Source organism: Photobacterium makurazakiensis (assembly GCF_050336715.1).
Classification (GTDB): domain Bacteria; phylum Pseudomonadota; class Gammaproteobacteria; order Enterobacterales; family Vibrionaceae; genus Photobacterium; species Photobacterium makurazakiensis.
This window is the reverse complement of sequence record NZ_JAKJSJ010000036.1, coordinates 57,279-79,384: the sequence shown is the minus strand read 5'-3', so window position 1 is coordinate 79,384 and position 22,106 is coordinate 57,279. Positions and strand designations below refer to the sequence as shown.

Here is a 22,106-nt window from a genome sequence, read left to right as displayed (position 1 = left end):
AATCAGGCGAGGGGCGACCCTCCTAGGGTTCAAATCCCTATCTCTCCGCCACATTCAGAAAGCCTCGACAGAAATGTCGAGGCTTTCGTCGTTTTAGTGGCAGCGAAAGGGATTTGAAAATCCTGCCATACCAAAATCGCTCCGCCACATTAGAAGGAGCCGCTGATTTATCAGCGGCTTTTTTGCATCTTTGCCAAATGAGCTTCGCTACTCATTACTAACCAAAAATCGCGATTTAGCGTAACTTGCATATATCTGCTTGCGTCAAACAAGTAAACTCTGCTGTTCAGTATGGTTTTTGATATTAGCTCTTATCGGGGGGAATCAACGTACGACCAGTTGTAATGGTGCGTTTATATCGACAACTGATAAACGCATATATTAACGGCGCTGGCCAAGTTTAATGAATCAATCTTACCGCTACCTGTAATCGTAAAAGGCTGAGCGTTACAATCGGCTAAAGCTTGCTTAGGTACGCCACGAGCTTCGTTACCAAAGAGGTAACAATCATAGTCGGAAAATTGGGGTGTATTAACCTTATCACCCTGCATATCAAGATAGGCAAAACGTTTAAAACGCTGATTTAACTCAGTTAGCTCAACGCCTTGCTCGATAGGCAAGTGAAAAATTGCCCCCATGCTTGAGCGCACTACTTTTGGATTATAGGGATCGACACTGTTGTTACTTAATAACAAGCGAAAGTTACCAAACCACGCTAGGCTACGTAAAATAGTGCCCAGATTGCCGGGATCTTGTACCTCATGTAAGTAGATACAGCGCTCACCGTCTTGCAGAGGTGTTCTCTCTGTCTGGGTAGGCAAAGGGACACAAGCGATGATACCTTGTGGCGTTTTAGTATCACTCAGTCCAGCCATCTGTTTGTTACTAATAGCAGTGATCGTGTAAGAGTGATTAAGCTGCTGTGCCCATGCTTGATACTCATCAGTCACATATAAAATAGTGTTTTTTAGATAGGGCTGAGACAATGCTGCTTTATCCAGTTCGAGGATTAAGTGCTCCCCTTCAACTAAATAGTGACCAAACTGCTCACGATATTTTTTTTGATGCAGCTTCTTTGCATTATCCAGTTTCATAAATGGTCCTGTTTCATATATTGTGCCTTACTAACTCTTCGCAGGCGATTGTACTCTTTTGTTTCGCAAAATGTCACCACTGCAAGTCAGGAGATATTTGCAAAAAAACGGGACAGGACTACAATAGCGCTCCCTATATTTTACCAACATGGCGAACAACCTATGGCACGTTCAAAAACCAGTAAGAAATGGCTCGATGAACACGTTAACGATCCTTATGTAAAAAAAGCTCAAGCCGATGGTTATCGATCGCGAGCGAGCTATAAGCTGATTGAAATTAATGAAAAAGATCAGCTTATTAAGCCAGGAGATATCGCTATGGACCTTGGTTCGGCACCGGGCGGTTGGTCACAGATTGTTGCTCCAATCGTTGGGGATAATGGCCAAGTAATCGCCTCTGATATTTTGCATATGGATGGCATGACGGGCGTCACCTTTATTCAGGGCGATTTTACTGATGAAGCTGTGTATGACCGTATCTTGCAAACCTTAGATGGTAAAGGGGTTGATACGGTGATCTCGGATATGGCACCCAACTTAAGTGGAGTAAAAACGACTGACCAATACAGTTCAATGTATCTTGTTGAGTTGGCTCTAGATATGGCGCGTAATGTCCTAAAACCGGGTGGTAACTTTTGTGCTAAGGTTTTCCAAGGCGTTGGGTACGAAGAGTATGTTAAAGATGTTCGAACTTCCTTTAACAAAGTCATTATTCGTAAGCCTGCTGCTTCACGCCCACGCTCTCGAGAGGTATATGTGGTAGGTAAAGGATTTAAAGGGTAGCGCGAGCCACTTAACTCCCCTTTTACACCTTTGTACCTTGATAAATGTGCCGAGGGGAGAAATCCTATTTAACTTTCCGAGCTTATTACCTTTCCAGCATTGGACGTTTGTTCTCTACGCCATTCCACTCATCCGCATCTTCGGGTGGTGGTATAACCTCAACAATATTAGGCCAAATCTTACTGAGTTCTGCGTTGAGCTCGATAAACTCAACCTGATCATCCGGTATTTCCGTATCCTGATAAATGGCATCGGCTGCACATTCTGGCACACATAATGAGCAATCAATGCAAATATCTGGATCGATCACTAAAAAGTTAGGGCCTTCAAAAAAGGCATCGACAGGGCAAACTGCCACACAGTCGGAGTACTTGCATTTGATGCAGTTCTCGGTCACTACAAAAGTCATTTAAACGCTATATCTTCATTCATCGAGTGTGGCGTAATTTTAGAGAATAACCCTCAAAACACAAGTTTCTTTGTGAGTGATATCGTGTAAAATCCTGCCCATAATTTCGTATCTCGATCTTATCCTGCCCTGACGGAAAGGCCGTCCGGCATATACAAAGAGTAATTTAACTTATGCTACGTTTAACTGACATCAAACTGCCCCTTGATCACGATGAGCTTGCGCTCGAACAAGCCATTTTGGAAAAACTCAAAATTAAAAAAGCGCAACTGTTGTCCTTTACTATGTTTAAACGTGGTTATGATGCCCGTAACAACAAAAATATTCAGCTTATCTATACGCTTGATGTCGAAGTAGACAATCAAGCACAGTTGCTTGAAGAATTTGCTAACGATCACCGAGTAAAAGAAACGCCAGACATGAGCTATAAGTTTGTCGCGCAGGCACCTGAAGAGTTAGAGGAACGACCAGTTGTTATCGGTTTTGGTCCGTGCGGACTGTTCTCGGCGCTTATTTTAGCACAGATGGGCTTTAAACCAATTGTGCTTGAACGTGGTAAGGCTGTGCGTGAGCGTACAAAAGATACGTTTGGTTTTTGGCGTAAAAAGCCGTTAAATACCGAGTCAAATGTGCAATTTGGTGAAGGTGGAGCAGGCACCTTCTCAGATGGCAAACTTTATACTCAGATCAAAGATCCTAACCATTATGGTCGTAAAGTGATCAATGAGTTTGTTGACGCAGGCGCGCCAGAAGAGATTCAATATGTCAGTAAGCCGCATATTGGCACTTTCAAACTGGTAGGCATGATTGAAAAGATGCGCGCAAAAATCATCGAGCTGGGTGGTGAAATCCGCTTTAGTACGCGTGTGGATAAACTCGATCTTGTCGATAACCAAGTCCAAGGACTACACCTATCTACGGGTGAGTACCTGAAAAGCAAACATGTAATTTTGGCGGTTGGTCATAGTGCGCGTGATACGTTTAGCTCGCTTTATGAACAAGGCGTCTTTATGGAAGCAAAACCGTTCTCGGTTGGCTTCCGTATTGAGCATGAGCAGAGTGCTATCGACCGTTGTCGCTTTGGTGATAACGCAGGGAATCCTTTACTGGGTGCCGCTGATTACAAATTAGTCCATCACTGTAAAAATGGACGCAGTGTTTATAGTTTCTGTATGTGCCCAGGAGGAACCGTGGTTGCAGCCACTTCTGAAGAGGGACGTGTAGTAACAAATGGTATGAGCCAATACTCTCGCCATGAACGTAATGCTAACAGTGCAATTGTGGTCGGAATCTCCCCTGAAGAGGACTACCCAGGTCACCCATTAGCAGGGATTGAGTTGCAACGTAAACTAGAAGAGTTGGCATTTAAAGAAGGTGGTGAAAACTACCATGCACCTGCTCAGCTCATTGGTGACTTTTTGGCAGGAAAATCAAGTCAAAAAATTGGTGACGTTAAGCCATCTTACACACCTGGTGTAACGCTTTCTGATTTGAGTAAAGTCGTGCCAGATTATGTGACTGAAGCCATCCGTGAAGCGATTCCTGCGTTCGAGAAGAAAATCAAAGGGTTCTCGAAACCTGATGGCATGTTGACGGGCGTTGAAACTCGCACTTCTTCTCCTATCTGTATCAAGCGAGGGAAAGATTGTCAGAGCATCAATACCTCAGGCTTGTACCCTGCTGGTGAGGGAGCTGGCTATGCGGGAGGTATTCTCTCGGCTGGGATCGATGGTATCCGTGTTGCTGAAGCCGTAGCACGTGCCATGACTGAGCAAAAATAGAGAATAAACACTCCATTCGAAAGGCCTGACAATGTTAGGCCTTTTTTAGTTTGTTTGCCTCTACTCCAGCCCTATTCCTACTCAAGTGACTTTCCTAAAAGCCCTGCGACCCATAGCATTGAAGCCTTTTTGACAATCATCAATCTTAAAGTGATGTGTGATAATTGGTCTCAATATTAAACTTCTATCTTATGTCAGCTTGTTTAAAGCTTAAAACTAACGATGATCTCAGGTTTAGCTGAGACCTCGCTAGCACGCCATTTGACACAAAGCGTTGAAGTAGTGCTATGGATTATAGTTAAACTAAATGCTTGTATTGTTCATTGCACACACGAATAGGTGGCAGAGTGGTTGAAAGCACAGGTATTGCAACAGGTATATATTTGTACTGTTATTTGAGTTTAAAGATCACTGAACTAAAACGATTCGATTATATGCTATAAAACGTAATTTTTGGTGTGAATTTTATGTTTTATAGCAAAGATAATCTGATCGAATGTACTAAAGTTTGTGTTGTATAGTGCTACTTTTTAACGTGTGAATATATTCGTTTTAGCTCTTTGCCAGCCTTATCAATGACCACTTCTAAATATATTGATTCATTGACATTATCATTCAAAATAGCATCTTCATATCTCAAGTTTAATTTAATTAAATGTTCAATATAAAGATTTATAGTCAGCTCTATATCAACTCCATCGAACTCGTCCATTAATTAGATAAACCATTTATTTTTGCTAATTTAGCAGTTTTTATCAGAATTACATGTCGATAGGCTCTATGTGAAAGTACGATCCCTGTACAGTGGGTACATCTATATTTATAATATTTTTTCCTTATTACTTTCTGTAATAAGGATCGGCGAATACGATTAAACATTGCCCTCTTTTTACAAGATGGGCATATAAGAACGGCCATGGTTATTCCTAAATATTTATGGGTTACTGTGTTGAATGAGCTTTTAGTTTATTTAAAGCAGCTACATGCGGGAAGTGCTCTGCTATAGCCGCAAATACAAATAAATATTTTCTCTTCAGTGCTTATTAGGAAATCATCATTTTGTCCACATATCGGACAGTCTTTAAGTTGACAGTCACAAATCTCACTTTTCAATGCTAGCCTCCTTGCTGCGCATCATGGTTTTGACTAATTATTCAATAATAGATAGATATTTAATGTGATATTACTCCCAAAATAAAATACTCCATCTATTGCACTTTTGTTAAGCCTTAAAATTTATGCAGTTATGCTTTTCAGCTGGTGTGAACTTTTCTTTTATGGCAAGGGTTTAGGGGGATATATGTGAAATATTATATATTTTAGATGCCTAACTTTTCATGCTGACTGTATTTTGCTCTTAGTTGTTAGTTATATTAACTAGCGATAAGTTGCAGCAATTATTAGTCTGTATGGGCGAATTAGTGCCTTTATAATTTTGATGTGGATGTATATGACATTTTGGTGTTAAGCAATATTTTGACTTGGTTAGAAAGCAATTTCTGAACTATAATTTTAAGCTTGTCAATTATATTTTAGTCTTCTCTAATTCTATAAATAATAAATGAAATTTTAACAATGTGCTTAACTTATAAGTTAACTTGTATAAATTTGAGTTATGAGGGTGCTTTGAACACCGATACTGTTTATGATTGATTGCACGTCGACTACCCCTCCCTTTGTTAATACTTATCTATTTTTTGAAGTATTCCATTGACGTTAGCAGCTAATTTTTATTGTTTTATGATAAGAAGTTTTATCTTTTTTTTGTTGCTTTTCTACTGTAACGGGTGCAATGGGGTGCTTAGCTAATTGTGAGATAACATTCACAAAATCTGCTTTTAGCCTCTACAACCGCTCTGATAAATTGATATTCTTGCCGAAATTAATATAAACGTTTCGAAAGCGATTTATTCAGGGGTTTCTTTCATGCAGAACCATGCTCTAGCAGATACTTTTCAGTCTCTTAATGACTATCTTCAATCTCAAGTTATCGGGCAACCAAACTTGGTTAAACAACTACTTATATCGCTACTTGCGGATGGGCATATTTTAGTGGAAGGGCCGCCTGGGCTTGCAAAAACACGGGCAGTAAAAGTACTCGCAGAGTGTATTGAAGGAAGTTTTCAGCGTTTGCAGTTCACCCCTGACTTGCTTCCTGCCGACTTAACCGGTACTGATATTTACCGTCCTGAGATGGGAAGTTTTGATTTTCAGGCAGGCCCTATTTTTCATTCATTGGTACTTGCCGATGAAATTAACCGTGCGCCAGCAAAAGTTCAGTCGGCAATGCTAGAGGCAATGGCTGAAAAGCAAATTACTGTCGGTAAAAAAACCTACCCATTACCAGAACTCTTTCTAGTAATGGCCACCCAAAACCCGATAGAGCAAGAGGGCACCTATCCGTTGCCTGAAGCACAACTAGACCGTTTTTTACTGCAGTTACAAGTCGAGTATCCTGATAGTGACAGTGAGTTGGCTATTCTTCGCTTGAACCGTGGAGAAGCCTTGGGGCAAAAGGGCGATGAGCCAGTACATTTATCGCAGCAAGATATTTTTACGGCTCGCCAAGAAGTGCTTGAGCTCTATATGGCTGAAGAAATTGAGCAATACATTATTCGTTTAGTCATGGCGACACGTACTCCACAACGTTATGACGATCAGCTGGCTAGTTGGCTACAGATGGGCGTTAGCCCTCGCGCAACACTTGCTCTCGACCGTTGTGCACGCGCGCATGCTTGGCTTGATGGACGTGATTTCGTTACGCCTGATGATGTCATGACAATGGCCTATCCTGTACTTCGTCATCGACTATTACGCAGCTATGAAGCTCAGGCAGAAGGTGTATCGACAGATATGATTGTGTCGAAACTACTGACATGGGTGACAAGCGCATGACCCTCCCTGCTCATAGTGACGGCGTAACACTGTCATTGGCCGAGCTGTTGCACTACCAAAAGCAGTCAGTCCGCTGGCTGCCCCCTGCACGCAGTATTTGGTCGTACTTAAGTGGGCACCATGACAGTGCAGGCAAGGGGCGGGGTATGGATTTTGCTGAAGTACGTCCTTATCAAACAGGGGATGATGTTAGGTCTATCGACTGGCGTATTACGGCAAGAACAGGTAAGCCGCACACCAAGTTGTTTACTGAAGAGCGAGAGTGTCCAGTGATGGTGGCTGTTGATCTCTCGGCAACCATGCAATATGGCACCAAATTATTATATAAATCGGTTCAGTCAGCCCATATCGCTAGTTTGATTTGCTGGCTAACGGTTGCCCAAAAGGATCGTATCGGTGCTGTTGTGATCGGCAACGATCGTGTCGAAGACTGTATACCAACCGCTCGGCAGCAAGGCCCGTTGCAAATCATGAATACCATGAAGCGGGTTCAAGAGCGCACTCTTCATGTACAGCTTGCTCAGAACAGTGGGTCGTCACAGCGGGGAGAAACGAATAAAGAGACGTTTTTTACCGCAATGAGCCAATTACATCGTTTATGCCCTAAAGGTAGTGACCTGATTATTGTAAGCGACTTCAATAGTCTGTCTGAAAAATCTGAGAAACGTTTGAAGCAACTTGCTCAGCACAATCATTTACGATTACTGCATGTTTATGACCCCATCGAACAAGGTGAAACGGCTTATCGAGGCCGATTCTGGCTAGGCGACCAGCGTCGTTCATTACAGGCTAATTTTGGCCGACAATCGACATTATCGGCATTGCAGCAAGACTTTGAGCTGCATCAAGCGCGTTTGAAAAAACTGGCAAACCAACTCCAATCACCGCTGTATTCGGTTTCTTCAGGGCAACCTTTGTTAGAGCAATTGGGGGTTATACATGGATAACACCCAGCTACTCAATTTAGCACCAATTGATATACCTGCTGAGCCCAGCTGGTGGCCACTTCCCTTATCGGCATGGATATTGATTGGGATTGCGGTATGTATTGTTGTCATTGTGCTCGCTGTTGCTGTTTGGCGTCATGTTCGAGAGCAAATCAAACGTAAGGCGCTGTATCAATTATCAGAGCTTGCTGAACAACAAGATTTACCATCACTCGACAATTTACTACGACGTATCGCCTTAACCTACTTTCCTCGTAATGAGGTCGCAGGGCTAACCGGAGAGGCTTGGTTAAAATGGCTGGACGCGCAACTCGTTACGCCACAGTTTTTGCCGCTATCATCGCAGTGGAGTGCGGCTTTGTACCGAGGGGATTCGCTCGATAATTGCCAATGGCACAGCTGTATTACAGCAAGCCAAGAGTGGATCACCCAGCTTAAAACGGAGGCCAAATGTTAGCCTTTGAATACTTAGGTCTCTTGCTACTTATTCCATTACCTTGGCTGGCTCGCCGTTTAATGGCAGAAGCTCAGCCTGAAGCCGTACTTAGACTTGGCCGTTTACCAAGCGATCTCAATGAAAACAAACATGTGAGCAAAGTACCTATAGTGCTAGTAACGCTTGCTTGGCTGTTTATGCTTTTGGCTTTAGCGCGCCCTGTGTGGTTAGGTGATCCAATCAGTGTCCCGAATAAGCACCGTGATGTCATGCTGGTGGTGGATCTATCAGGCTCGATGGACATCGAAGACATGAGCACTGGTGATGGTGAGCCTATTAGCCGAATGACGGCCATGAAAAGTGTACTTGTTGACTTTGTTGGTCGTCGAGATGGTGACAGGCTTGGGTTAGTGCTGTTTGCCGATCATGGTTATTTGCACACGCCACTTACCTTAGATATTCGTAACCTTGAACAGCAGATCAATCAATTGGCACTGGGTTTAGTGGGTTATATGACTGCTATTGGTGAAGGGGTCGCAATCGCGACTAAAACCTTTATTGATAGTGATGCCCCTCAACGTGTGATGATCTTACTGAGTGATGGCAGCAATACGATTGGCGCTGTTGAGCCAATGGATGCGGCGCAGCTTGCCAAAGACAGTAACGTTACCATATACACAGTCGGCCTCGGGGCTGAAACCATGATGGTCGAAAATGTATTTGGTGAGCTCTATGAAACCAACCCTGCTTGGGATTTAGACGAAGAGTTACTTACCGATATCGCAGAGCTTACAGGCGGAAAATACTTTCGCGCACGTAATCAAGATGAGCTTGCGAATGTGTATTCACTTATTGATGGCTTAGAGCCCGTTTCAGAAACCGATCAAACTTGGCAGCCTCGTTATGACCTATTTCAGTACCCACTTTTCGTGACTTTGAGTCTTATTGCTTTATTAACCTTCTATCGGAGACGTTATGATTAATTTTTTCTCTCCCTTATGGTTGCTTGGCCTGCTGGTTACGCCTGTTTTTTTGTGGATTCAATATCAAAAGTCACAGCAAGGGCTGGTGGCTTCTCATCTTCAACAGAAGCGTACAGCTTTACATCGCCGTAATATTGGGTTTTGGATGACAATTGGCTGGGCTATTGCCATGGTTGCACTGGCAGGTCCGCATTGGAGAGAGCAAGATCGGCCACTTTCAGAGCTTGATCGCGCAAGGGTCATTGTCATGGATATGTCTGAAGCTATGTATGGCGAAGATATTCAGCCTAACCGATTTCAGCAGGCCTTCTTTAAGGTGACCGATCTTATCGAGCAAATTGATGAAGGCTACACTGGCTTAGTGGCATACTCCGATGAAGGTTACATCATTAGCCCGCTTACGCATGACAACAATACCGTGCTTACCCACATTCAGCACCTATCACCAGAAGTGATGCCAAGCTCAGGAAAAAATGCCGCGGCTGGGGTGAAAGAAGCAGTCACGTTGTTAGCCCAATCTCATTTCACTTTCGGCGATATCTTATTGGTAACCTCAGGTGTGAGTGCAGCGGAAAAGCGAAATATAGCGCAGCTACTTACCGATACGGACTACGCCTTATCAACGTACGCGATTAGCACACCAGAAGGGGCTGTATTGTACGATGAGCAAGGGCAAATACGTCGAAATGCCGAAGGACAGACCATTTTTTCTCGGTTGGTGCCAGAACGTTTACAGGCATTAGCAACCCAAACTGGCGGGATAGCCCTGACGTACCAGCATTCTCAAGAAGATATCGAACAATTGCAAGCTTACCTACAAAAAGTGCGTAGTGCTGAAGAGCGTCAGGATCTCTCAGAAGGCCTTGCCGCTCAATTTATTAACGATGGTTATTGGTTGCTGTGGCCTTTAGCGGGTATGTTGCTGTTTGCATTTCGTCGAGGTGTTATTTGGTCAATAGGACTGATAATGATATTGCCAATCTCTCAAGCGGATGCCAATGAATTGAGCAGCTTGTGGACAAATGCAGATCGGCAAGGCTATCAATATTTCCAACAAAAAAACTATCAATATGCAGCAGAGGCATTTGAAAGCCCTGCCTGGAAAGGCGCTGCGTTATATGAGCTTGGTGACTATCAAGGCGCTGTAGCCGCTTTTTCTCAAGTAACCGATGGAAACAGTGACTATAACCTCGGTAATGCATTAGCGAAACTTGGCGATTTAGAGGGAGCGGTAAGCCAATATCAAGCCGTGATTAAGCGAGATCCTGAACACCATTCGGCAAGGGCAAACCTTGTACTCATTGAAGAAATGATGACGGCTCAGGAGCAAGAAGAGCAGGGCATCGAGGGGGAAGATGGTAACCCTGATGAACAAGAAGATGGTGAAGGGGATGGTGATGAAGAAAGAGACGATAACGGTGAAGAAGACCAAAGTGGTGGAGAGGATAACCTAGAGACAGATCCTGACACTGAAAATGTGCCTGAAGAACAAGGTGCAAGTGATAACACCGGAAGAAATGACTCTCACGGTGATGGTTCGCAAGATCAGCAATTTTCCGACAATACCGAAGGTGATCCTTCACCGCCCCAGCAACAATTTGGTGAATCAGGAGAATACGATTCAGATAGATTTGGTGTTGGCGACATAAACGTAGACTTTGGTACCCCCTCAGAAGAAGAAATCGAAGCTATGAAACATCAGCTCAGTGAGCTTGGTGAAGTTAACCCTGTGCTCAACCGCTTATCGCAAATACAAGATGATCGTACGTTGCTATTAAGAAACCTTTTACAGTTGCAGGCTGAGAACAAACAGCCCTCTGAACTAATCGACATAGAATGGTAATCCAAGATGACCAAAAGATTATTTATCTTACTTAACTGCCTACTTGTAAATACGTCGGTGTTTGCCTCAGAGGTGAAAATAGAGGCCGATGATTTTAAATCACCAGCTTCATCTACTGTACAAGTAAAGCAAGCTGAGCCGGCTACAGACAGTCATGACCTTGATAGTAGCGGTATCCGCTTATCTGCGGAGCTGTTAAATAATGTTGTTTATCCTGAAACCGAGGTCGAATACAACTTAACGGTTGAGTCTCGTGCTGATGTGCACTTTTCTAATATCAGGCCACCACGCGCGGAAGGGGCTAATGTTCGGCGTGGCAATCAAGATCATCAGTATCATTTTGTGGGTAATGATGAGTTTAGAGTTTCAACGTATCGTTTTTATGTCTCGGCAGAGCGCACGGGCTTATTAAGATTAGAAGGAGCATCGCTGGCACACGTTGAAGTTAAGGAAGATGGCAGTCGTCGTCGAGTGGTAAGTAAAGCGACCCCCGTACATTTAGAAAGCCGTGCGGTGCCCGATAATTACTATGGCTTATGGTTGCCATCAACATCCGTGACACTGGAGCAACAGTGGTCATCTGAAGCCGAGACTTTACAAGTCGGTGAATCAATTACTCGTACATTAACATTGTTTATTAAAGGGCGTGATATCGACTCATTCCCTGAGTTACCTGTGACTTACCCTGAGAATGTTAACGTTTATAATGAACGACCGCATTTCGAAGGACGTGACGGTGGTATGAGTATTACATTGCAGCAAGTTATTGTGCCTCGGACTGAAGGTGAACTAACAATTCCTGCGATTGCGATACCTTGGTTTGATCTCAACATTAATGAAATGAATATCGTAGCGGTTGAATCCCTGACGCTGAGTATCACGCCAAATCAGACACAGACATTAGCCCTTCAGTCATCGCACCAAACGCATGTAGCAGGCTATTGGCCTTATATCACGCTGTTCGTGACCGCATTATGGTTGGTCACATCATACCTACTATTCAAAGCCCGTAGAGCGTTAGCGCGGACACCAAAACAAACCAAGGTTGTAATAGAAGAGGGTAAATGTCTGCAAAAAGCACTTGAAGAGAATAACCCTCAAGCTGTACTTTGTGCATGGCGTAATGCTGATGAACATGTAAAGCGAGCTTGTAATCCATTGATGCAAAAGTACCTTAAGGCTTTGTATAGCGCCAACCCGACTGATGGTAAAAAAGAGCGAGATGCGCTAATCGTACAACTTAGGGCGACAAAGAAATCAAAAAAGCAGGCTGCAGATTTTGCATCAATTGAGCCGTAATAAATACGAGAGCTAGGTTGGCAGTGTGAAGAAAGGCCATCAATCTTAAAAAGGGTAACATCGGTTACCCTTTTTATTTTTATTCAGCACAGGTTCAACTTTCTCTTGTCGATATCAGTGGTTGATATAATTAAATCTATCACTAGCTGTTGCATGTATTTCGTTGAATAGGTAAATCTGTGTAAATACATTATTTTTTTTGATGTTTAATGGGCGGTATTTCGTAGAAATAAATAGGCTTTAATAATTTATTTCTATAATGATTCGTTTGGCATTATATTTATTTCGCGCCTCTATTTTTACTTAAGTAATTGATATTTAGTGGTTTAATTGCGTTTTTGTTAGGGTGCTATTGAACGGTTACAGTGATATTTCGATAAGTTTCAATAACTAGTAAAAGGATTAATAAAAGAAAAGCTCAATAATGAAGCATTCTATGGTTTATCGATTCGTGTCGCAGGCTAAGTTAAATTAAATGCGAAGTTGAATTTAATGGTATATGTTAAATACATACCGTTGATTTAATTTATATAAAATGTTGAATCATAATAATGATTGCTTTTACAGACATACAATCATTTGTCTTAAACAGAAGTGATTTGACATTTATTTATCGCACAATAGCCGTTTCWCTAAGGAGTTGATTATGGGTGTTAATAATAAACTAATGATTGTTAGCATTACCTTGCTACTCGCAGGTTGCTCTTCAACCATTGCACTTAACGAAGGAGAAACGTGGGAGCAGTTTGGTTATGATTTGGCTATGCGTGGCAGCCAAATGCTTGATGGGCAGCACCTAGAGCCTGCCGAATTACAAGAATATCGAAAAGGGTATATTGCTGGATTAAAATCATTCTGTAATCAAGATGGCTATGATGTTGGTCAAAGCGGTATTTTTTACCAAGGTACTTGTGACAAGATTAATCCTGATTTTGCGGAACAATATAATATTGGTTGGGTAGATTCAGAAATTAATCAGCTAAATTATGACAATGAACTAGGTACATACATGCCGACTGAAGAATCGTATGATTATTAATGTGGCACCTTACTCATAAGGTGGCATATTATAACGAACTCTAGTGCTGGTTTGTTTCGCTCTCGGTAAGGCGCGATCAATCCAGCATTGTTTTATTGAATGAATGTTTTTCGTTTAACTGTTTGATTTTATTTATAACTTATAGCCTTACCTTCTTTTTATACCGACCTGCCTTTTGTATATTCCATTGACCTCCCTTAGCGTACTCATCCCAGCCCTTTCTCCATATCTGATTAAACGGGGTTAGTGTCTCATTTTTCAAATTACCTCGTTGTCGAAATGATTCGATTAATCTAACATTTGCGTCATTATTTGGAACGCATTTCTTAGCTTGCTACTGATTGGATAATGATTTTTGTCTATTTTATCAATCAAATATGCTGTTTCTTGTAGGTGTGACACCAATAAATACAGTCGAAACGTTATGGCTGTATTGGTTGTTTAAGCCTGTATTGATAACAGTCGCAGCTGGTTCCTGCTTGATTTTAAGATGATTTTGGAAATGTTATGAAAAAGGTATTAAAGCCAACTTTGCTAGCGCTTAGTATGACGATGGGTGGTTATGTAATGGCAAGTTCAATAATGTTTAGTGACATGATAAATGTTGAGCGCGTTGCGCCTGTGTCATCTTCGCATTGGCAAGATGATAAAGAAACAATGGATGCCTTCCTTAACGGCTTGATCAATAAGATGTCATTGCAAGAAAAAGTAGGCCAGCTTGATCTGCAAAGTGGTTTTCGTAATGTAACAGGGCCATTTGTCAATGAAGCTTATGAGCAGCAAATTAAAGATGGGCAAGTTGGTGCAATCTTTAATGCTTATGGTGCCGACTTTGGCCGTCAGCTTCAGCGCATCGCTGTTGAAGAAACACGGTTAGGTATCCCACTAATTGTGGGCCACGATATTATTCATGGGCACAAAACTATTTTCCCTCAGTCCATTGGTGAAGCTGCTACATGGGATCTTGATGCGGTTAAATTGAGCGCTCGCGTTGCCGCAAAAGAAGCTTCTGCAGATGGCATTATGTGGACCTTTGCACCAATGGCTGATTTAGTAAGAGACCCACGCTGGGGGCGTGTTTCTGAAGCCGCAGGTGAAGATGTCTTCTTATCGACCGCAATGGCTGTTGCACGGGTTGAAGGTTTCCAAGGTGATGACCTAAGCCAAGATGATACGATTATGGCAACGGCGAAGCACTTCGTTGGCTATGGTCTGTCACAAGGCGGTCGTGATTACCACACCACAGATGTATCAGAGCATGAGCTCTGGACAACCCAGATGCCTCCATTTAAAGCAATGGTTGATGCTGGTGTTGCAACGTTTATGACATCATTTAATGACCTAAACGGTATCCCTGCAACGGGTAGCAAGCGATTATTGAACGATGTTCTGCGCGATCAGTGGGGATTTGAAGGCTTTGTTGTCACTGACTATACCGCTATCAATGAGCTGGTCCCACATGGCTATGCTCGTGATGATAAACATGCTGCTGAAATAGCGTTTAATGCTGGCGCAGACATGGATATGGTTGGCCAGCTATACATTAATTATCTTGAAGAGCTCGTTGCTGAAGGCAAAGTGTCTGAAGAAAAGATTGATACCTCTGTTCGTCAAATCCTAGAAATGAAATGGCGCTTAGGCTTATTTGAAGACCCATATCGTTATAATGATGAAACACGAGCTGAGACAGATATTCTGAGCTACGAAAACCAGTCCGCTGCACGTGATGTTGCACGTAAGTCTTTCGTATTACTTAAAAATGATAATCAAACCCTGCCGTTAAAAGACGACAAAATTAAGTCTATTGCCTTGATTGGCCCGCTTGCAGACAGTAAATCAGACATGATTGGCAACTGGGCTGCAGCAGGTGATCGTAAGTCGCACCCAGTAACTGTATTGGAAGGCTTCGAACATCGTTTTGGTAAAAATATTAAGATCAATTATGCCAAAGGGGCAAGCTACGACTACATCACCTCGAAAGAGGACATTAAAGCCCTTGACGGTATTGGTATCCCGCGTATTACAGCCGATGATTCGTCACTTAAGAAAGAAATGAAGCGTGCAATTTCTGCCGCGAAAAAATCTGACGTCATTGTCATGGTTATGGGTGAAGAGCAGCGCATGTCTGGTGAAGCGTCTAGTCGCGTTGAGTTGACCCTGCCTGGTAACCAGCAGCAAGTGATGGAAGAGCTGAAGAAGCTTGGTAAACCAATGGTTCTAGTTGTGATGAGCGGCCGACCAAATGATCTTCGCTGGGCAGACGAAAACGTTGATGCGATTTTGCATGCTTGGTACCCAGGCACTATGGGTGGTATCGCGGTAGCTGATGTGCTGTCTGGCGACTATACCCCATCAGGTAAATTACCAATGACGTTCCCGCGCTCTGTTGGTCAGGTGCCGATTTATTACAACGAGAAGAATACTGGCCGTCCTTACTTCGCCGATAACCCGAATCAGCGTCAGGAGCACTATAAATCTCGTTATGATGACTCACCCAATACACCGCTATATGCGTTTGGCCACGGCTTGAGCTACACCCAGTTCGATTATGGTGATATTGAGCTAAGCAGTAAAACCCTTGATACAAATGGGGATCTAACAGTATCTGTTCAAGTGACAAACAGTGGTGAGTATGCAGGTGAAGAGGTTATTCAATTATACACCCGCCAACATGTTGGTTCGATCACTCGCCCAGTCAAAGAGCTAAAAGGTTTCCAGAAAGTGCATTTCGATAAAGGCGAATCGAAAACCATCACCTTTACACTGACACCGGCAGACTTAGCCTTCTACCGTGCTGACATGAGTTGGGGTGTTGAACCGGGTAACTTTGATGTGTTTGTTGGTACAGCTTCTGACAATGTGAAGCAAGCCAGTTTCGAACTTGTTGAAAAATAATAAATTTAGCCCGTCAGTGACGGGCTTTTTTAAAGGGTATTTTCATGAAAAAAGCACTTTTATCTTGTTTAGTTGCTGGTGTTATTGCTCAACATGCCGTGGGCCCTGTTGAAGCTACGGAGCTAAGTACAGAAGCAACGCCAGAACGTCCAAATATTCTCTTTATCATGTCTGATGATCATGCGGTACAAGCACTGAGTGCTTATGGTCATCCTGTTTCTAAGCTCGCCCCAACCCCAAACATTGACCGTATAGCCGAGAATGGCGCGAAATTTCAACGCTCTTATGTTACCAACTCATTGTGTGGACCAAGCCGAGCAGCAATGTTGACAGGTAAGTTTGGCCATGAAAATGGTTTTACCTATAACGGTCAAATTTTTGATGGCACGCAGTTCAACTGGCCGAACGCACTACAAGATGCGGGTTACACGACGGCAATGATTGGTAAGTGGCATATCAACCGTATTCCGAATGGTTTTAATTTTGATAATTGGGAAATTCTCAACGATCAAGGGGAATACTATAACCCTGATTTTATAACGCCAGATGGCGTAACCATGGAAATGGGCTACACCACCGATTTAATCACAGACAAAACATTGGCATGGTTAGAGGAAGGGCGTAATAAATCGAAACCATTTGCCCTGTTAATGCACCATAAAGCCCCGCATCGTAATTGGATGCCAGCTCCTCGCCATACACAGATGTTTGAAGATGTTGAGTTTCCGCTCCCTGATAATTTCTTTGATAATTACGATGGTCGAAAAGCGGCAAGCAAAACAACGATGACAATTGCTGACCATACGCAAGATGGTCATGATATTAAAATGACTGTCGCGGAAGGTGACGGCGAGTGGCGTGAAGATATTTGGCCGCACCTCTTGGCCCGATTAACGAAAGAGCAGCGTGCAGAGTGGGATGCTGCCTACCAAGCTCGAAATGATCACATGAACGCCAATGAAGCCAACTGGACTGAAAAGCAGATGGCGGAATGGAAATACCAACGTTATATGCAAGATTATTTAGCGACGATTGCGGCTGTTGATGAAAGTGTTGGTGAAGTTCTCGATTATCTTGAAGAGTCAGGGTTAAGTGAAAATACCTTGGTCGTTTATACCTCAGATCAGGGCTTCTTCCTTGGCGAGCATGGCTTTTACGATAAGCGTTTTATGTACGAAGAATCGTTCTCTACGCCACTCGTCATGCAGCTACCGGGGGTTATAAAGCCAGGAAGTGTGGTTGAGGAGCTGGTACAAAATATCGATTATGCGCCGACATTCCTGCAATTGGCTGGCGTGGAAACACCGGATGCCGTTCATGGTAAATCGCTCCTTCCTCTGCTGAGTGAAGACGGTGCAAGCGACTGGCGTGATGCGCTGTATTATCACTATTATGAATTCCCAGGGTTTCATGATGTCGCTCGTCACTATGGCGTGTCTGACGGCCGTTATAAACTCATTCACTTCTATAACCCAGGTGATGAATGGGAATTTTACGATTTAGAGGCGGATCCATCTGAGATGGTCAATGCCATTAATAATCCTACATACAAAAAAGAAGTTGCTCGACTAAAAGTACGTTTAGCTGAGTTACAGAAAGAGTATGCTGTTCCGCCACTGAAAGAATGGCGTGATGAACCACTGGATCGTCATCCAAACCCATCTTTGGAGGAGCTGTTCCCACAAAGTTTCAAGTAAGTCATTCTAGCCGGTGGCCCTCTTGCTCCCGGCTAGTCAATAATAATATCCCTTACCGTACTACTTGCTGTTGGCGTGATATCGAGAAAGGCTTCTGGTGTTCTAGCGTGTTGTTTTTAACACAGGAACCTAATAGGAGCCTTTTTGCTGATATCCCGTTTTTCTTAATGGATGAGACTGTACTTCTAGCATGCTGGTTTGATTAGGGTGTAATGGACGAGGTTACGTGACGATGATAAAAACGGTCACTCAAAATTATAAAAAATGGTTCACGCTGAGTTTACTGGCAGTGTCAGTAGCAGGCTGTAATAGCGGAGGTAATGACAACTCTTCGAACGGTGGAAATCCAGGCGTTTCACCTCCTGATTCGGAATGGCCGTCACAAGATATCACGATTGATTCATGGGAATTTGAAGGTCAGGGTGATCGTGTTGCTGTCGCTCAGTTCTCCGGTCAATATGCGGTTGCGGAAAGTAGCCGCTTACAAATCGAAATCCGAAATATTCGCCAAGAGCTACTCAATAAGATTGACGTTGCTGATATTTCGTCACTAGTGCCAGAGATGAACCTGTCTCATGACGATGCGCTGTGCGGAATGACCTTCACGCCTTCTGGTCGTTTTCTCTACCTTGCGGTTTGCGATAAAACGGCTGGAAACGATGGCGCCATTATTGCTTTTAATACCAATACCAAAAAGGCGACACTGCTAACCAAGTTAGCGCTTACCAAGCAAGGCCAGAGCGGTGATCAGCAAATCGGAATGGGGTATTTTGCATCACAGCTTTATGTTGGTACTGCTGGTGGGGTATATCGAATAGGGGCAGATAAAAATGCCGCTTATGAAGAGCAACCATCGCAGGCACCACAACTTATCTCGCTACCTAATCCGGTTCGCGATATCGCGATTGATATGGCTGAAGGCAACCTATTTTTATTGGCTGGCGATGCGGTGTACCGTATGGCGTCTGAAGGTAATCAGGCAAGGGAAGTCTATCGTCAAACGAATATCTCCGGCCTAAGTTTTAGCCGCGTTTTCGGCCAAGAGTCTGAGGGGGGGCTGTATTTCTCCCGCTTGCCTGAAAATGGTACTGCGGTAAGCCGCGACCTAGAGCAAAAATTTAACACCGAAGTGTATTGGGTGCCGGTTGAAGAAGCACGTAGCTCAGCAAGGTACAGTCCGAAACCTTACCTGCGAACACAATCTGCGTGGAATAGCTTTTCACTTACGCCAGATGGCCGTCTGTTGTTTAGTGATGGGGCGCCATCCATTCTTGCGGACAATGCCGATAGTCGTCTTGATTTTGAGTCTTGGATGAAAGATGAATTAAATAACTATGTGACGGCAATTAAAGGACTTACCGCGTCAAGCATGTCTGGAAATTTCGCATCTCCAGAAGGCTTTTTACATCGAAAATTAGAACATACCAACCCGAATACATCACCAATTGCCGATAACGTTGGCTGGGCGTTGTACTTGCTGATGATCGCCGATCAAGTGGAGCACGATCCTGAAATTGAGCAGTACGTCGAGCTTTTGATTAAGCGCCACGCAGGGCTTCATGACGACGGTAAAGGCGGCGTGAAAAGTGTCGATGGCCATTTTGTGCGTAACTACAACACCGATGGAACTATCAACGCTAATAATCCGCAATACCAAGTTTACGTCAGTATGAAGTTTCTACCTGCTGCAATTAAAGCGGCAGAGATGTATCCAGAGAACGACAAAATTGTCAGCTACGCTAAATATCTTAAGCAAGTGTTCCAACGTTCGGGAGATGTCGTACGTGCTGAGCAACGTGTTACTTGGGACTCGGATGATTTTGGTCCGGTTCGACTAAACCGATTGATGTCGAATGAGACTTGGTTATACGGTGATATTGCCGCTGCGCAAGACCCCATTGCAACCCGTAACTATGGTGAGTTTACTTATGAAAGGGAAAACTTTAGGTATGACTACGAGTTATTAGATCAGCCTGTCATTATGTCCTCTCATTCAGCTTTCATTATCATGGGAGGACCACTGATTTTAGATCACCACTTTAATGGAAGTGCGTGGTCTGAACAAAACCATAATTACTATGCGTTAACCCAGTCGGAGACCGATGAATTAGGCTTACCTTACTTTGCTGCTTTCTCAGCAGGTCATAGCCCTAATTCCAATGGGAACTACTACAATGATGGTCCAACCGATCACCCAGATGATTTTATCCATTTTCCTGCGGTCAAAGGTTTTGGTCAATTAGGGAGAACTGATGCGGTAGTTGGCGCTTACATGGCTTATCGTGATGGTCGTCGCGACACCATGGTCAGTGCGGGAGATCACGACGCACATATGTTAATGCGATGGTCTGGCAATATGCCAAATTATGACAAAATGAGCGTCGGCATTGCTGATTTCTGGTACGGGGCAGTCGGCTTAGCCGAAACTATTCAGCCGGGTGTCGTGCAGAAGTTTAGAAATACCTTTTACCGCCCTGAAATCCAGATAGAAACTAATGCTCAGGGCCATCAGAAAGTGCTTTATTCAACCATTACACCGCGTTTAGTCACTGGTGTGCGTACCGATGGCAGCGAAGTGGAGTTTGGTTTTCATCGTTCACCATTCATTGTACCTACAGGTGAAACGTTTGCTGAATTTAAAGTAGAAGATCCCCAAGGTGATTGGGTTGAGCTCGATGATGTGGTGGGGATCCACAACATTACTGCGCCGCTAGAAGGGCGTGAGGTGATCTTCAAAAACCCTAATTTCGACCAAAATCTTGATGGTTGGGAGACTTTAGCCGGTAATGCAAACGTTAGTGGTGGCAGTATTCACGGTAATGGCGTGACGTTATCTAATACTGCGGGTTTAACTCAAGCTGTATATTTGCCTTTCGGTATCGAAGGCAGTGAATATCGTGTTTCGACGTTTATTGAGCCGCAAGGTCAAGCGGGTAAAGGAAAAGTTCGTCTAAGTTGGTCGAATACGGGCAATATTGACGATGCCGATATTAGCAGTCAAGTTGAAAGTGGTTACGTGTTTGGAAACTGGGACGCTAGAGTTGTAAGCCTTGATGTTAAGCAACCAGCCGATGCGGCTTACCTTCATATCGAGTACGTAACAGAGAATGACGGCGCTTTTGTTTTTGGTAATACGGCCTTGCAATCATTTGGCGCTAAGCAGTTGTTCAGTAACGGTGACTTCGAACAAGGCAGTACGAACTGGGATTTAAGCAACAATGTATCCATTACCGAAGATCCAAATGAAGTCATTCAAGGTAGCAAGTCACTGAAGTTTGAGTTAAGCGGTGGTGTGACGAGTTGGCGAAGCGCTGAGCGACGTATCGACATTGCGAATGATCCTGTCGGAACTCGCTATTTGGTGCGTTTCAATGTAGGCGAACGTGATCTGACTGATGCGAAATTTGAAATTAAGTTTGATATCGAAAACCCGCAGCAGCCACCAAACTCAAGTTCAGATCCAACGGATGATTGGCGAGATGTCGGGTTTATTGATAACGACACGCCTGATGAGGTCACGGTAACCGTGCGTAAACGTCCAGGAGAAACTGGATTGAACCTGGTACTACGCATGGAGCAAAACAATAACAATGCCGGGCACAGCTATGTGGTACTGGATAATGTACGTGTTTATCATCAAAAAGTACTTGATGACAACTACTGTAATTATGGCGGGCAGTGTTACTAGTTTTTCAGTCACTGAGAGACATTAACAGACTCGATCAAAGTAACAAGGGCGCTTACTGAAGCGCCCTTTTTTATTCAGCAGATATACAGCTTTGGATCACAACTTACCGCTATGTAGATAAATCGTTTCGAAATCAATGAAGTTATCAAGCTGTATTTCAATATAATATAGAAATAAAAGTTAGATCTGCATCAATGAATAGCACTATTTGTGATGATTATCATCACTTTTTGCCCCTAATATAAACTCCGTTCAGTTAAAAAACAGCCAAAATCGACCTCCGCCTTTTTGTTTTTAAGCTCATGTTTTTAATGTAT

General features: G+C 43.4%; 14 protein-coding genes and 1 pseudogene. 12 read left to right on the top strand and 3 right to left on the bottom strand.

Going from position 1 to position 22,106, the window contains the following annotated elements; translation table 11 throughout:
- Window positions 1–353 precede the first annotated feature (353 nt).
- Window positions 354–1,094 (bottom strand): TrmH family RNA methyltransferase, encoded by a 741-nt coding sequence (locus tag L4D09_RS16900; RefSeq protein WP_428458686.1) that lies wholly within the window; start codon window positions 1,092–1,094, stop codon window positions 354–356.
- A gap of 162 nt (window positions 1,095–1,256) precedes the next feature.
- On the opposite strand from L4D09_RS16900, the gene rlmE reads away from it, so the two are divergent.
- Window positions 1,257–1,877: a 23S rRNA (uridine(2552)-2'-O)-methyltransferase RlmE gene (gene rlmE, locus L4D09_RS16895; RefSeq protein ID WP_428458685.1), complete on the top strand. Its 621-nt coding sequence runs from the start codon at window positions 1,257–1,259 to the stop codon at window positions 1,875–1,877.
- A gap of 85 nt (window positions 1,878–1,962) precedes the next feature.
- Here the strand turns inward: rlmE and fdxA are convergent, their stop codons facing one another.
- The gene (fdxA, locus tag L4D09_RS16890) at window positions 1,963–2,286 is read right to left on the bottom strand and encodes a ferredoxin FdxA (RefSeq protein ID WP_428458684.1); all 324 of its coding nucleotides are present in this window, start codon (window positions 2,284–2,286) and stop codon (window positions 1,963–1,965) included.
- Window positions 2,287–2,459: 173 nt separating this feature from the next.
- On the opposite strand from fdxA, the gene L4D09_RS16885 reads away from it, so the two are divergent.
- Window positions 2,460–4,067 (top strand): NAD(P)/FAD-dependent oxidoreductase, encoded by a 1,608-nt coding sequence (locus tag L4D09_RS16885; RefSeq protein ID WP_428458683.1) that lies wholly within the window; start codon window positions 2,460–2,462, stop codon window positions 4,065–4,067.
- An 81-nt stretch (window positions 4,068–4,148) separates the two neighbouring features.
- On the opposite strand, the pseudogene L4D09_RS16880 reads toward L4D09_RS16885, so the two are convergent.
- Window positions 4,149–4,247 (bottom strand): annotated as a pseudogene (locus L4D09_RS16880) (L-threonine 3-dehydrogenase); the annotation flags it as partial.
- 1,746 nt (window positions 4,248–5,993) lie between these two features.
- Here L4D09_RS16880 and L4D09_RS16875 point away from each other — a divergent pair.
- The 10 genes from L4D09_RS16875 to L4D09_RS16830 all read left to right on the top strand — a co-directional run bounded on the left by L4D09_RS16875 (window position 5,994) and on the right by L4D09_RS16830 (window position 21,789).
- On the top strand, window positions 5,994–6,962 hold the full coding sequence (locus L4D09_RS16875) for an AAA family ATPase (RefSeq protein WP_428458682.1): 969 nt from the start codon (window positions 5,994–5,996) through the stop codon (window positions 6,960–6,962).
- Window positions 6,959–7,909 (top strand): DUF58 domain-containing protein, encoded by a 951-nt coding sequence (locus L4D09_RS16870; RefSeq protein ID WP_428458681.1) that lies wholly within the window; start codon window positions 6,959–6,961, stop codon window positions 7,907–7,909. Before L4D09_RS16875 ends, L4D09_RS16870 begins: the two co-directional genes overlap by 4 nt.
- On the top strand, window positions 7,902–8,366 hold the full coding sequence (locus L4D09_RS16865; protein ID WP_428458680.1) for a DUF4381 domain-containing protein: 465 nt from the start codon (window positions 7,902–7,904) through the stop codon (window positions 8,364–8,366). The genes L4D09_RS16870 and L4D09_RS16865 overlap by 8 nt, the downstream gene beginning before the upstream one ends.
- A complete protein-coding gene (locus L4D09_RS16860; protein ID WP_428458679.1) occupies window positions 8,360–9,328 on the top strand; it encodes a VWA domain-containing protein in 969 nt (322 codons plus the stop codon). Before L4D09_RS16865 ends, L4D09_RS16860 begins: the two co-directional genes overlap by 7 nt.
- Window positions 9,321–11,171: a vWA domain-containing protein gene (locus L4D09_RS16855; protein ID WP_428458678.1), complete on the top strand. Its 1,851-nt coding sequence runs from the start codon at window positions 9,321–9,323 to the stop codon at window positions 11,169–11,171. Before L4D09_RS16860 ends, L4D09_RS16855 begins: the two co-directional genes overlap by 8 nt.
- A gap of 6 nt (window positions 11,172–11,177) precedes the next feature.
- The gene (locus tag L4D09_RS16850) at window positions 11,178–12,470 is read left to right on the top strand and encodes a hypothetical protein (protein WP_428458677.1); all 1,293 of its coding nucleotides are present in this window, start codon (window positions 11,178–11,180) and stop codon (window positions 12,468–12,470) included.
- 646 nt (window positions 12,471–13,116) lie between these two features.
- Window positions 13,117–13,509 (top strand): DUF2799 domain-containing protein, encoded by a 393-nt coding sequence (locus tag L4D09_RS16845; protein WP_428458676.1) that lies wholly within the window; start codon window positions 13,117–13,119, stop codon window positions 13,507–13,509.
- Window positions 13,510–14,016: 507 nt separating this feature from the next.
- Window positions 14,017–16,404, top strand: coding sequence for a beta-glucosidase BglX (bglX, locus tag L4D09_RS16840; protein ID WP_428458675.1), 2,388 nt, complete (start codon window positions 14,017–14,019; stop codon window positions 16,402–16,404).
- A gap of 44 nt (window positions 16,405–16,448) precedes the next feature.
- Window positions 16,449–18,101, top strand: a complete 1,653-nt coding sequence (locus L4D09_RS16835) for a sulfatase family protein (RefSeq protein WP_428458674.1) — start codon at window positions 16,449–16,451, stop codon at window positions 18,099–18,101.
- A 226-nt stretch (window positions 18,102–18,327) separates the two neighbouring features.
- Entirely contained in the window at window positions 18,328–21,789 is a 3,462-nt protein-coding gene (locus tag L4D09_RS16830; RefSeq protein ID WP_428458673.1) for a hypothetical protein, read from the top strand.
- The last annotated feature ends 317 nt before the right edge of the window (window positions 21,790–22,106 follow it).